The 12,394-nt window shown below is 70.6% G+C and carries 11 protein-coding genes and 1 tRNA gene; 7 read left to right on the forward strand and 5 right to left on the reverse strand.

What is annotated here, in order from left to right:
* Positions 1–940: AIR synthase related protein (locus IH45_RS0127235; RefSeq protein WP_030673887.1), on the forward strand; the 940-nt coding region annotated here is incomplete at its 5' end.
* Here IH45_RS0127235 and IH45_RS0127240 read toward each other — a convergent pair.
* Positions 897–2,483 carry an MFS transporter gene (locus tag IH45_RS0127240; RefSeq protein WP_030673890.1) on the reverse strand — a complete coding sequence of 529 codons (1,587 nt, stop codon included), beginning with the start codon at positions 2,481–2,483 and terminating at the stop codon, positions 897–899. The genes IH45_RS0127235 and IH45_RS0127240 overlap by 44 nt on opposite strands.
* Before the next feature lie 286 nt (positions 2,484–2,769).
* Here IH45_RS0127240 and IH45_RS0127245 point away from each other — a divergent pair, with 286 nt between their 5' ends.
* From IH45_RS0127245 to purM, 4 genes are all read left to right on the forward strand, one after another.
* Complete coding sequence (locus tag IH45_RS0127245; protein ID WP_030673892.1) at positions 2,770–3,417, forward strand: TetR/AcrR family transcriptional regulator; 648 nt, start codon at positions 2,770–2,772, stop codon at positions 3,415–3,417.
* A 10-nt stretch (positions 3,418–3,427) separates the two neighbouring features.
* On the forward strand, positions 3,428–4,234 hold the full coding sequence (locus IH45_RS0127250; protein WP_030673896.1) for a maleylpyruvate isomerase family mycothiol-dependent enzyme: 807 nt from the start codon (positions 3,428–3,430) through the stop codon (positions 4,232–4,234).
* Positions 4,235–4,619: 385 nt separating this feature from the next.
* Complete coding sequence (gene purF, locus IH45_RS0127255; protein ID WP_030673899.1) at positions 4,620–6,179, forward strand: amidophosphoribosyltransferase; 1,560 nt, start codon at positions 4,620–4,622, stop codon at positions 6,177–6,179.
* Positions 6,180–6,214: 35 nt separating this feature from the next.
* Positions 6,215–7,309, forward strand: a complete 1,095-nt coding sequence (gene purM / locus IH45_RS0127260) for a phosphoribosylformylglycinamidine cyclo-ligase (protein ID WP_030673902.1) — start codon at positions 6,215–6,217, stop codon at positions 7,307–7,309.
* Positions 7,310–7,419: 110 nt separating this feature from the next.
* Here purM and IH45_RS0127265 read toward each other — a convergent pair whose 3' ends face one another.
* Together IH45_RS0127265 and IH45_RS0127270 are read right to left on the reverse strand one after the other, a co-directional pair.
* On the reverse strand, positions 7,420–7,680 hold the full coding sequence (locus IH45_RS0127265; protein WP_030673904.1) for a DUF3073 domain-containing protein: 261 nt from the start codon (positions 7,678–7,680) through the stop codon (positions 7,420–7,422).
* Between the two features lie 561 nt (positions 7,681–8,241).
* Positions 8,242–9,357, reverse strand: a complete 1,116-nt coding sequence (locus IH45_RS0127270; RefSeq protein ID WP_030673907.1) for a Leu/Phe/Val dehydrogenase — start codon at positions 9,355–9,357, stop codon at positions 8,242–8,244.
* A 265-nt stretch (positions 9,358–9,622) separates the two neighbouring features.
* On the opposite strand from IH45_RS0127270, the gene IH45_RS0127275 reads away from it, so the two are divergent.
* Together IH45_RS0127275 and bldC are read left to right on the forward strand one after the other, a co-directional pair.
* The gene (locus IH45_RS0127275) at positions 9,623–10,459 is read left to right on the forward strand and encodes a hypothetical protein (protein WP_030673910.1); all 837 of its coding nucleotides are present in this window, start codon (positions 9,623–9,625) and stop codon (positions 10,457–10,459) included.
* 621 nt (positions 10,460–11,080) lie between these two features.
* Positions 11,081–11,287, forward strand: coding sequence for a developmental transcriptional regulator BldC (gene bldC / locus IH45_RS0127280; protein ID WP_003980577.1), 207 nt, complete (start codon positions 11,081–11,083; stop codon positions 11,285–11,287).
* Positions 11,288–11,790: 503 nt separating this feature from the next.
* Here bldC and IH45_RS0127285 read toward each other — a convergent pair.
* Together IH45_RS0127285 and IH45_RS0127290 are read right to left on the reverse strand one after the other, a co-directional pair.
* Positions 11,791–12,108: a DUF6274 family protein gene (locus IH45_RS0127285; RefSeq protein ID WP_030673912.1), complete on the reverse strand. Its 318-nt coding sequence runs from the start codon at positions 12,106–12,108 to the stop codon at positions 11,791–11,793.
* 192 nt (positions 12,109–12,300) lie between these two features.
* A tRNA-Asp gene (locus IH45_RS0127290) sits at positions 12,301–12,375 on the reverse strand.
* Positions 12,376–12,394: the final 19 nt, after the last annotated feature.

The raw sequence follows: 12,394 nt of genomic DNA on the forward strand, positions 1-12,394 counted from the left end.
CGTCGATGTGGATCCGAAGACGGTCGCGCACGAGGGCCCGGTCTACGAGCGCCCCTACGCCCGCCCCGCGTGGCAGGACGCGCTGCAGGCCGACGACGCCAACCAGCTGGCGCGCCCGGCGAACGGGGCGGAGTTGCGTGAGCAGGTGCTGGCGCTGGTGGGCTCGCCCAATCAGGCGTCCAAGGCGTGGATCACCAGCCAGTACGACCACTTCGTGCAGGGCAACACGGTGCTGGCGCAGCCCGAGGACGCCGGCATGATCCGCATCGACGCGGACTCCGGCCTGGGCGTGGCCATCGCCACCGACGGCAACGGCCGCTACGCCAAACTCGACCCCTATGCGGGGGCGCAGCTGGCGCTGGCCGAGGCCTACCGCAACGTCGCCGCCACCGGCGCCAAGCCGCTGGCGGTCTCGGACTGCCTGAACTTCGGCTCGCCGGAGGATCCGGCGGTGATGTGGCAGTTCGCCGAGGCCGTCCGCGGCCTGGCCGACGGATGCCTGGAGCTGGGCACGCCGGTCACCGGCGGCAACGTCTCGCTGTACAACCAGACCGGCGAGGCCGCCATCCACCCCACCGACATCCTGATCTCGGCGTCCCGCGACGGCATGATCGACGCCGCGCACGACCTGTCCGACGGCGGCCTGGTGCAGGCGCTGGTCGAATCGTGCCTCAAGGGCGGCCGCGGCGCCCGCATCGTCGTCCCCGACGACCAGGACCCCTTCGTCCTGCTCTTCTCCGAGTCCGCGGGCCGCGCCATCGTCGCGGTGCCGCGCAGCGAGGAGCTGCGCTTCACCGACATGTGCGGCGCGCGGGGCCTGCCGGCCACCCGCATCGGCGTCATCGACGGCGACACCCTCGATGTCCAGGACCAGTTCACCATCTCGCTGAGCGACCTCAGGGAAGCTCATGAGGCGGCGATCCCGGCGCTGTTCGGCTGAGTCCGGTCCGGCCGGGCCGATCCGTTCGCGTGTGGTGGTCCGTCCCTTCCCGGGGGCGGGCCACCGCGTCGTCGGAAGGCCGTACGGACGTCCGCTCGGCGCCTGTCGGCGCGTCAGTCCGTATGCGCAACGACAGGAGCAGCGCCAGCACCAGCACCCCCGCCGAGCAGAGGAAGACCACGCCCGTGGATGAGCTGAAGGCATCCACGGCTCGGGTGTGGGCCTCACCCTTCAGGGCCGGTATGGCGCTGGTGGAGCCGCCGGGGCCGCGGTCGGCGTAGACGCGGGCGAGCACCGTACCGAAGAAGGCCGTGCCCAAGGAGCTGCCCAGCGTCTGGAAGAAGCGGACGCCCGTCGTCGCCACTCCGAGCTGGTGACGCGGCGCGGCCTGCTGCACCAGCACGATCAGCTGTCCCAGCGTCTGACCGAAGCCGGCGCCGAGCAGCAGGAGTTCGGCCCGCACCGCCCACAGGCCGGTGTCGGCGCCGTTGGTCGAGAGCAGCAGCGCGGCCACGGCGGCGCAGGCCGTGCCGCTGATCACGAATGCCTTCTCCGACCACCCGCGGGCGGCGAGCCTGCCCGTCAGCAGGCCCGAGCCGGCCATACCGAGCGCTACCGGGATCATGAACAGGCTCGCGGAGGTGGGGGCGATGCCGCGGGCCAGCTGGAGGTAGATCATCACGTAGACCAGCGAGCCCATCAGGGCCACACCGACCAGTCCCTGCACGGCGAAGCCGATACGCAGTGCGGGTATGCGGAACATGGTCAGGGGGAGCAGTGGCTCGGCGGCGGTGGCCTGCCGCCACAGGAACAGAACGAGCAGCGCCACGGCCCCGCCGGTCAGGCCGAGGATCACCGGCGAGCCCCAGCCGTACTCCCGGCCGCCCCACTCCGTCACCAGCAGCAGCGCGGTGGAAAAGGCCGCCGCCAGCGCCGCACCGAGGAAGTCGATCCGGTGCCGCTCGCCGTGGTGCGGGAGCTTGAGGACGAGCGCGGAGGTGACGAGGACGGCAATACCGACCGGCAGGTTGACGTAGAAGATCCAGCGCCAGTCGGCGTGATCGGCGAGCAGACCGCCGACCACCGGCCCCAAGGCCATGCCGGCCCCCGCGACCAGCCCGCCTATCCCGGCGCCCTTCCGCGTGCCCTGTCGGCCCGGCCCCTTGAGCTGGGCGATGACGACCATGGTGACGCTCATCAGCCCGCCGCCGCCCAGTCCCTGCACCGCGCGGAAGGCGATGAGCTGTTCCATCGACTGGGCGGCCCCGCACAGCGCAGAACCCAGCAGGAAGGTGGCGATGGCGCCGAGGAACACCTTCTTGGCGCCCAGGGAGTCGCAGAGCTTTCCGTACAGAGGCAGGGCCGCGGTGGCGGCCAGCGAGAACGCGCTGATGAGCCAGGGGATGCGGTCGACGCCGTGCAGCGGGTCCAGTTCGCGGGCGATCGGGACCGTCACGGCCGAGACGATGTTCGTGTCGAGGACGGCGAGCAGCATCGTCGCGAGGCAGACGGCGAAGCCGATGCGGAGCCGGGCCTGCGACATACCGCCGGGCGCGGCGGGGGAGCCCGCAACCCCCGGCAAACGCCCTGCCGCACCGGCCGCACTGGCCGAACCCGCCGCACCCGCCGTGCCGACCGCGGACACATCGTCGCCCGTGGCCGCACCGTCATCAGCGGCAGCACCGCCATCGGCAGCCGCACTGCCCGGCGAAGTCCGCGGAGAAGCGGTGGAAGTGGTGGAAGTGGTCATGGCAGCACCATGCCCGCGGAGCGTGGACCGAGTCAATGTTTAGTCCGGTATTATTTTTTGCCCTGGTACAGTGGTGGCCATGGTTGAGGAGATGGGGCTGCGCGAACGCAAGAAACTCCAGACCGAGCAGCGTGTCTGGCGGACCGCCGTCGAGCTGTTCCTGGAGCGGGGCTTCGAGAAGGTCTCCGTGCAGGAGATCGCCGCTGCCGCGGATGTGTCCAAGATGACCGTCTTCAACTACTACGGCTCCAAGGAGGACCTGGTCCTCAAGCCGATGGAGCACCACACCGGGGACGCGGCCCGGGCCGTCCGCAACCGCCTGCGGGGCGAGTCCGCGGTCGCCGCGGTCTGCCGCCAGTTCGTCGAGATGCTGGAGCTGCGGGACCCGTCCGTCGGCCTGTGCGACCAGGCGGAAGTGCTCAGCATCCGCCGGATGATCGTGGAGTCCCCGGCCCTGCTGCTCCGTGCGTACGCCAACCGGCTGCACGGCCTCCAGCAGCTCGCCGAGGTGCTGGAGGAGGAGGCCGGCGGCGACCGGATGGACGCCCAGGTCGCCGCGGGCCAGTTGATGGCCGCCCGTAACGCGCTCATCAACGAGAACCACCGCAGGCTGCTGGACGGCGAGTCCGCCGACGCCGTGTACCCGGACGCGGTCGTCGCCGCCCATCGCGCCTTCGAGCTGGTGGAACGCGGTCTGGGGAGCTACGCCACACGGCCTGCCGAGTAGCCTCGACGCCATGCCCAGTGCCCGCAAGCCGTCCGGCAGGTCCCGCGCCCGCAGCTACGACTCCGCCAAGACCCGTGCCGCGGTCGTCGCGCAGTTCGGCCACGTACGCGCCGCCGTGGAGCGTCTGGCCCCCGAGCAGTTCGCGCTGCCCACCCGCCTCGGCGACTGGACGGTCCGCGAACTGGTCGCCCACCTGGCCATGGCCGTCGAACAGGCCCCGGCGGCGCTGGCGCGGCCCGCGCCGCCTGCCCAGGAGGTCACCCTCGCCACCTGGCCGCCCGCGACCCGCGCGCTGGCCGGAAAGGTCGACGAGACCGCCCGCGCGACGGCGGCCGAGGCCACGCCGACGGACCTCATGGACCGCGCCGCGGCCCGTTACGCCGAAGCCGTCCCCATGGCTCCCGACGACCGGCTGCTGGACGTCCGTATAGGCGCGATGCGGCTGGCCGACTTCCTGGTGGTCCGGTGCGTCGAACTGGTCGTGCACACCGACGACCTGGCCGCCGCCACCGGCCTGGAGATCCCGTACGACCGCCAGGCCCTGGCCACCGCCACCCGGCTGCTGGCCGACGCGCTCGCCACCAAGGCGCCGGGCGGCTCGGTCGAGGTCCGGGTGCCGCCGTTCGCCGTCGTGCAGTGTGTCGAGGGCCCCCGGCACACCAGGGGCACCCCGCCGAACGTCGTCGAAACCGACCCGCTCACCTGGCTGCGCCTGGCCACCGGCCGTACGACCTGGCCGACGGCGGTCGAGGACGCGGCGGTGAACGCCAGCGGCGAACGGGCCGATCTGGCACCGTACTTGCCCCTTATGGGCTGATTGCGGCAGGCGGTCGGCCGGGCAGGGCGACAGCTGCCCCGCCGGAGGGTGAGCGCCGGCGAGCTGGTCCGTTACGTCCGGGAATCACCGGAAGCGTTCACCTGAACGTCACGCGCGGTCGCGCGAGTGGCGCATCTCACGCCGGGCCCGGGCGGCGGGGCGTACGGCACCGGACGCAGCGGGGGTGGTGCGTGCCCGCCCAAGGCCCGAATCGGGCGGGTCCCGAGTGCGAAGAGCATGGCCGCGAGCCCTCCGCGGAGCGCGATTCCGTCTGTGAGCGGGCGCTCACGCCCGGCATTCCTCCACCCGGACCAGGGCCCTCGGCGCCCGTCCGGGTTCGATCCCCGGTTCGGATGAATCGCGGACCTGCCCTAGACTCGGTGTCGTGCCACGTGGTGACGGACGACTCAGCCACGACCTGCTCCCCGGCGAGAAGGGCCCCCAGGACGCATGTGGCGTCTTCGGTGTCTGGGCTCCGGGTGAAGAGGTCGCCAAACTCACCTATTTCGGGCTGTATGCCCTGCAGCACCGCGGACAGGAGTCCGCGGGCATCGCAGTGAGCAACGGCTCCCAGATCCTGGTCTTCAAGGACATGGGCCTGGTTTCCCAGGTCTTCGACGAAACCTCCCTCGGCTCCCTCCAGGGCCACATCGCCGTGGGTCACGCCCGCTACTCCACCACCGGCGCCTCGGTGTGGGAGAACGCCCAGCCGACGTTCCGTGCCACCGCGCACGGCTCGATAGCCCTGGGCCACAACGGCAACCTGGTCAACACCGCCGAGCTGGCCGAGATGGTCGCCGCGCTCCCCAGGGAGAACGGCCGCGCGACCCAGGTGGCGGCGACCAACGACACCGACCTGGTAACGGCCCTGCTGGCCGGCCAGGTCGACGAGGACGGCAAGCCGCTGACCGTGGAGGAGGCCGCCCCGCGCGTCCTGCCCAAGGTCATGGGCGCCTTCTCGCTGTGCTTCATGGACGAGCACACGCTGTACGCGGCCCGTGACCCGCAGGGCATCCGCCCGCTGGTCCTCGGCCGCCTGGAGCGTGGCTGGGTGGTGGCCTCGGAGACGGCCGCCCTGGACATCTGCGGCGCCAGCTTCATCCGCGAGATCGAGCCCGGTGAGCTGATCGCCATCGACGAGGACGGCCTGCGCAGCTCCCGCTTCGCCGAGGTCAAGCCCAAGGGCTGCGTCTTCGAGTACGTCTACCTGGCGCGCCCGGACACCGACATCGCGGGCCGCAACGTGTACCTCTCCCGGGTGGAGATGGGCCGCAAGCTGGCCGCCGAGGCCCCCGCCGACGCCGACCTCGTCATAGCGACACCGGAGTCCGGGACCCCGGCCGCGGTCGGCTACGCGGAGGCCAGCGGCATCCCGTACGGCGTCGGCCTGGTCAAGAACTCCTACGTCGGCCGGACCTTCATCCAGCCCTCGCAGACCATCCGCCAGCTGGGCATCCGCCTCAAGCTCAACCCGCTCAGGGAAGTCATCCGCGGCAAGCGCCTGGTGGTCGTCGACGACTCGATCGTCCGCGGCAACACCCAGCGCGCCCTGGTCCGGATGCTGCGCGAGGCCGGCGCCGCCGAGGTCCACATCCGGATCTCCTCGCCGCCGATCAAGTGGCCGTGCTTCTACGGGATCGACTTCGCCACCCGCGCCGAGCTGATCGCCAACGGGCTGACCGTGGACGAGATCGGCACCTCGCTGGGCGCCGACTCCCTGGCGTACATCTCGATCGACGGCATGATCGAGTCCACGACGATCGCCAAGCCGAACCTGTGCCGCGCGTGCTTCGACGGTCAGTACCCGATCGAGCTGCCCGACCCGGAGCTGCTGGGCAAGCACCTCCTGGAGTCGGAGGCCGCGGGCCAGTCCAAGCCGGACCTGGACGGCGTCGAGACGCTGACGGCCGGGGTCGGCGGCGCCGACGCGCTGCGCCGCCCGTAGAGCTCGTACCCACCGACAGGAAAGATCTCAACGCCATGTCTGCCGAGTCTTTTGAGCGTGCCCCGCACGCGGGCACCAGCGCCAGCTACGCAGCAGCGGGCGTGGACATCGAAGCGGGCGACCGCGCCGTCGACCTCATGAAGCAGTGGGTCAAGAAGGCCACCCGGCCCGAGGTCGTCGGCGGCCTCGGCGGGTTCGCCGGCCTCTTCGACGCCTCGGCCCTCAAGAGGTACGAGCGTCCGCTGCTCGCCTCGGCCACCGACGGCGTCGGTACCAAGGTCGACATCGCCCGCCGGATGGGCGTCTACGACACCATCGGCCACGACCTGGTCGGCATGGTCGTGGACGACCTGGTCGTCTGCGGTGCCGAGCCGCTGTTCATGACCGACTACATCTGCGTCGGCAAGGTCTACCCGGAGCGGGTCGCGGCGATCGTCAAGGGCATCGCCGAGGGTTGTGTGCTGGCCGGCTGCGCGCTGGTCGGCGGCGAGACCGCCGAGCACCCCGGGCTGCTCGGGGCGGACGACTTCGACGTGGCGGGTGCCGGTACGGGCGTCGTCGAGGCGGACCGGGTGCTGGGCGCGGATCGTATCCGTACGGGTGACGTCGTCCTCGCGATGGCCTCCTCCGGCCTTCACTCGAACGGGTACTCACTCGTTCGCCATGTGCTGTTCGACCGGGCCGGGATGTCCCTGGACCAGCGGGTCGAGGAGCTCGGCCGCACCGTCGGCGAAGAGCTGCTGGAGCCCACGAAGATCTACTCGCTGGACTGCCTGGCGCTGACCCGCACCGCCGAGGTGCACGCCTTCTCGCACATCACCGGCGGCGGCCTGGCCAACAACCTGGCCCGCGTCATCCCGGACCACCTGCACGCCACGGTCGACCGGTCCACCTGGACGCCGGGCGCGGTCTTCGACCTGGTCGGAAAGGCCGGCGACGTCGAGCGGCTGGAGCTGGAGAAGACGCTGAACATGGGCGTCGGCATGATCGCCGTCGTCCCGCAGGAGTCGGTGGACGTGGCGCTGGCCACCCTCGCGGACCGCGGCGTGGAGGCCTGGGTCAGCGGCGAGATCGTCGAGCGTGGTGACCACACCGAGGCAGTGACCCTGACCGGTGACTACTCCGCCTGACCCGGCCGCCCACAGGGCAGCACAGAACCCGGTCCGAGGTGACTACCCCGGACCGGGTCCGTGGAAATGCTGTGCACACCGTGCACGTACGACAGAGGAGACGTCGTACGTCAGGCGCGACGACGCTGCTGGGACGAGTTGCCCTCGTCCTCGTCATCGTCGTCGTGGTTGTAAAGGTCGGCGTACCGCGCGTACGGGTCGTCGTCCTCGTCATCCTCGAACGGCTCGCCGTTCGGCGGCTGCTGCTGTGCCGGCTGTTGCGGCGATGCACCCAGCTCTTCGGCCAGGCGTGAGAGATCAGTCCCACCGCTGTTGTACTTCAGCTGGCGGGCGACCTTCGTCTGCTTGGCCTTGGCCCGGCCGCGCCCCATGGCTCGACCCCCTCAACGACGGGGCTCGACGGCCCCAGAGTCTTGACACGCGTTCATGATTCAGAGCGGACTCTCGACGGAGAGACCGGCCCGTAGGGCTTTAACGGTACCTGCTTCCGCGGCCATACGGTACGTCGCCCGCACCACCGACCGCTCGGCACGACCGGCAGGACGCCCCGTCCCTGCTGGTCAGCTGCGATTTTAACCTGTTCGGTCCGGCGACCCGCCGACGGGTGGTGAGCGATGTCTCCTTCACGACCCGTGATCCCTTACGCAGCGCTCAGAGATCGTTACGCGAACGACCCGGCTCCGCTTCCCGCACCCTGCGTCACGCGGCCCGGCACGGTCCGTGACCGGTGCCGCGTTCGCAGGGGCATATGGGCCATCCCGGGACCGTCCGACAGCGTGATCGGATCGCGAATAGCTTCGGTCGGACCCGAGCATTGATGGGCATTGACGGTCGGAAACGGTCGACATCGCTCGCTCGACCGGCCGGAAAAATGGCCTGAATTCGTTGTTCCGGGCCGACGGGCGCTGCCGTCCGCCGGCCCGGCGTACGGGTCAGGACCGCCGGGCATCCGCCATGCGCTGCTCGGCCAGCCGGTCCGCGGCGGCGGCCGGCGGAATGCCGTCCTCCTTCGCACGAGCGAATATCGCCAGCGTGGTGTCGAAGATCTTTGCCGCCTTGGTCTTGCAGCGGTCGAAATCGAAACCGTGCAGCTCATCGGCGACCTGGATCACACCACCGGCGTTCACGACGTAGTCCGGCGCGTAGAGGATGCCCCGGTCGGCGAGGTCCTTCTCGACGCCCGGGTGCGCCAGCTGGTTGTTGGCCGCGCCGCAGACCACCTTCGCGGTCAGCGCCGGCACCGTCCCGTCGTTCAGGGCGCCGCCGAGGGCGCACGGCGCGTACACGTCCAGGCCCTCCGTCCGGATCAGCGAACCGGTGTCGGCGGCCACACCGACCTGCGGGTGCCGGGAGCGGATGCGCTCGATCGACTCGGCGCGCACATCGGTGATCACGACCTCCGCGCCGTCCTGGAGGAGGTGCTCGACGAGGTGGTGGCCCACCTTGCCGACGCCCGCGACGCCGACCTTGCGGCCGCGCAGCGTCGGGTCGCCCCACAGGTGCTGGGCGGAAGCGCGCATTCCCTGGAAGACGCCGAAGGCGGTCAGGACCGAGGAGTCGCCGGCGCCGCCGTTCTCGGGGGAGCGGCCGGTGGTCCACCGGTTCGTACGGGCGACGACGTCCATGTCCGCGACGTACGTGCCGACGTCGCACGCGGTCACGTAACGCCCTCCGAGGGACGCCACGAACCGGCCGTACGCGAGCAGAAGTTCCTCAGTCTTGATCAGCTCGGGGTCACCGATGATCACGGCCTTGCCGCCGCCGTGGTCGAGACCGGCGAGGGCGTTCTTGTACGACATGCCACGGGAGAGGTTCAGGGCGTCCAGCACGGCCTCGTCTTCGGAGGCGTACGCGTGGAAGCGGGTGCCGCCGAGGGCCGGGCCCAGGGCGGTGTCGTGGATGGCGATGACGGCCCGCAGGCCGCTGGCGCGGTCCTGGCACAGGACGACTTGCTCGTGGCCACCCTGTTCGGAACGGAACAGGGTGTGCAGGACGCCGCCGTCGGCGCTGACGGGAAGACGTACGTCGGTCACGGTGGTGACTCCCATAAGTCGCGGAGGACGCCCTCCGGTGGCTCCCACTTACTTGTGGCAGGGGGGAGGGCGGGAGGGCCGGTCGGGAAGAGAGTAAGACCTGAAGGGGGCGCTGATCGGTGCAGTGCGGAGGATCACCCTCTCCTGGGGGACGGGCGTGGGACGATTTGCCGTACCTCGGGCCGGGCGGCGTGAGCCAACTCCCGGCACTTTGCACCTCTTTGCCATTCTTTGCTGTTGTTTCCGTGGGCGGCATCGTGAAGGAATCGAAGGAGCGGGCGTGGCCCTGGCGTCGTCGGTGATGGTCCCGTACGCGGCATATCTACGGGTCTACGAGCCGCTGGCAGCGTTCCCCGAACCGGAGCGTGCCTACTGGGCGCGCTACGCCCGGCGCACCGGGACCCCTACGGTTCAGGACGAACTTCGGCGGTCTCTGGCCGATTTGCTGCCCACTCCGCCCGTTCCGGTGCCGGTCCACGAGAGCCGCGACGCCTTCGTCACGGTCGTGGACGGCGTGACCTGCGTCTGCCCCTGGCGGACGCGGCTGCGCGGCTGGCAGGCCCTGGAGGAGCTGTCCGAACTGCTGCCGGCGCCGGTGCTGGACGCGGCGCTGCCGCCGGTGGTACGGCGGCAGGCGGCCGCGGACTACGAGGAGTGGCTGGAGCGCAACCCGGACGCCCGGCCGTGGATCCGTACCGCCACCTGGCACGTTCCGGTGCGCTGGTTCGCGCTCTTCAACGACGACGAGCGGGAGTACACCAAGAGCGAGCAGGGCCCGGTGCTGCGCTACCGCACGCCCATGGTGCAGGCGCGGCGCCGGGTGGCGCGGGGGCTGCGGACGCTGCGGGACTCCCTGGAGGAGGGCCCGCTGATCGACGGCCTGGTGGACGTGGGCCGCTGGCTGGAGGAGTTCCACCCGCGGGCGCTGGTGGAACTGGACTACGGCGGGCTGGTGCACGCGGTGCCCGAGGGGCAGCTCGCCGAGGACCGGTCGGCCGCCGAGGTGGCGGAGGGGCTGGCGGCGCTGCGCGAGGGTGACAGCGACCGGGCGGGCGAGGCGTACGAGAAGTTGTCGGACCGGTGGCGTGAGGTGCGCGAGCGGCAGTTCGCCAGCTGAGACGGCGGGTGCGGGAGGGGTGCGCGGGGCCGCTGCGCTGCGTACGGTCTTGCGATGCGGTCCGTAGGGTGTCCCGACGCGGCCCGTACGGGCTCCGGCCGGCCCCGCCGTTCCCGCGGAACGACAAAATGATCAGCGGCCGACGAGGTTCGTGCACACTACTGAGACGAAGGTGTGGGACGTAGGTCCCGATCCGGACGATTACCTCAAGCGTGACCTAAAGCACTGACTTCGGGCCTTGCGGCCAAGCCATACCCTCGTGCCAAAATAGGACAAGGAGCCCGACAAGGGCCCCTTCCGCCCTACTAAGGGCGGATAGTTCGGTATTGCGCTCCTTGGTGGGTCTGATGGCGGGTGGTCACTGTGTGACTGATCGTCACGGTGGGGTGACTGTCCGCTATGGCATGGTCCATCGGCTTCCGCCGAGGTTGAACACCTGAGAGGGCAATTCCATCGGTTTGGCCGACGTGGCTGGACAGATGGTGTAGTTGTAGTGCCGAGGACAAGCCGTTCGTCCTATAACCGACTCGGCCCGCGTCCGCCATTTCGGGCAACGCGGGTCAAGGTGCAGAATTTAGAGGAAAGAACCGTGATGGTTCGGTTCTCGCGAGGAGGCCGCTCATGACCGCTCGCACCCCTGACGCCGAGCCGCTGCTTACCCCCGCCGAGGTCGCCACGATGTTCCGCGTGGACCCGAAGACGGTGACCCGCTGGGCCAAAGCAGGCAAGCTCACGTCCATCCGCACGCTCGGAGGGCACCGGCGCTACCGCGAGGCCGAGGTTCGCGCACTGCTCGCGGGCATTCCGCAGCAGCGCAGCGAATCCTGAACAACCGCATGACCGGGCTGTTTTCGGGCCCCCCAACCCGATCCCGGCCCATGGAGCCGCAGCCGGCTCCGCTCAGCACCACCTAGCACCACAAAGCTCCATATGACGCGGTGTCTGCCCCAACAGGCGCCTCACCCGCACCATCTGGGTACGTCAATGATCGCGCTGGACTCCGCCGGGTCCAGCGCGATTTTTTTTGCGCGCGCCGAGCCCCGCCCGGTGCCGGTCCGGCCGGCTGGGCACCGCCCGCGGGGGCCGCCGGGAGCGGGCCCCCGCCGTTCTCCGGTCCAGTCCGCGGACTGCCGGGCGGGCGGTGCAATTGCACATATTAAATTGACCAGGTGTAGGGCGGCCGTAAGCTTCCCGGTTCCCGAAAGTCGTCCGGTGACACCCGTCACAGGCCCGGACGCTTGTGGCGTCAACGCCGCTGCGATAAAGGGCCGGTGCGCCGCTCTCTCCTCAACAGCCTCCCACCGTGGGGCCGGTGGGAAAGCCGCCGTTGGTCACCGGGCGGAGGGACTTTCGTCCCAGGCCGATGCGCCCGGGAGTGCGTCGTCCGCCCCCGTCGTCGCCCCGGGGGACGCCGGGTCCGTACGCGGCGGGGCGTCGGAGGCCGTGGAGGGGGCCGTGGCGGACCTGGCGGGCGGTCGAGCGGCGGAGTCGGCGGCAGGGGCGTCGGCGGCGCGGCTGCGGGGCTCCATGGCGAGCCGCAGGAGGCGGGCGCACACGGGGCAGTGGCGGGTCAGGTGGCGATAGCCCGTGGCGGCCGAAAGATGGGCCCGCAGCAGTGCTCTGGTCTCGTGCCTGGCGGCTGTCGACATCGCACACTCCTCCCGGCCCCGCGCTTTGCCTCGTGACTATCGGTGGTGCGTGCGCCAGTCAATACGCGGAAAGGCCCCGGTCCGTACGCCCCCGGCCTTCAGGCCACGGGGAGACGGCACTCCCGTCCACACTCCCCGGCCCGGGGGCAACGCAAACGGCCCGCATCCGGAAGGATGCGGGCCGATCAACTGCGGTCCTGACGGGATTTGAACCCGCGGCCTCCACCTTGACAGGGTGGCGAGCACTCCAAACTGCTCCACAGGACCTTGGTGCGGCTTCCGCTTG

The organism is Streptomyces rimosus subsp. rimosus (assembly GCF_000720725.1).
Lineage (GTDB): Bacteria > Actinomycetota > Actinomycetes > Streptomycetales > Streptomycetaceae > Streptomyces > Streptomyces rimosus_A.

Excerpts from the sequence above, each read along its gene's own strand:
- IH45_RS0127240 (WP_030673890.1), bottom strand. The coding sequence starts at position 2,483 with ATGTCGCAGGCCCGGCTCCGCATCGGCTTCGCCGTCTGCCTCGCGACG.
- IH45_RS0127245 (WP_030673892.1), top strand. The coding sequence starts at position 2,770 with ATGGTTGAGGAGATGGGGCTGCGCGAACGCAAGAAACTCCAGACCGAG.
- IH45_RS0127250 (WP_030673896.1), top strand. The coding sequence starts at position 3,428 with ATGCCCAGTGCCCGCAAGCCGTCCGGCAGGTCCCGCGCCCGCAGCTAC.
- purM (WP_030673902.1), top strand. The coding sequence starts at position 6,215 with ATGTCTGCCGAGTCTTTTGAGCGTGCCCCGCACGCGGGCACCAGCGCC.
- IH45_RS0127265 (WP_030673904.1), bottom strand. The coding sequence starts at position 7,680 with ATGGGGCGCGGCCGGGCCAAGGCCAAGCAGACGAAGGTCGCCCGCCAG.
- IH45_RS0127270 (WP_030673907.1), bottom strand. The coding sequence starts at position 9,357 with ATGGGAGTCACCACCGTGACCGACGTACGTCTTCCCGTCAGCGCCGAC.
- bldC (WP_003980577.1), top strand. The coding sequence starts at position 11,081 with ATGACCGCTCGCACCCCTGACGCCGAGCCGCTGCTTACCCCCGCCGAG.
- IH45_RS0127285 (WP_030673912.1), bottom strand. The coding sequence starts at position 12,108 with ATGTCGACAGCCGCCAGGCACGAGACCAGAGCACTGCTGCGGGCCCAT.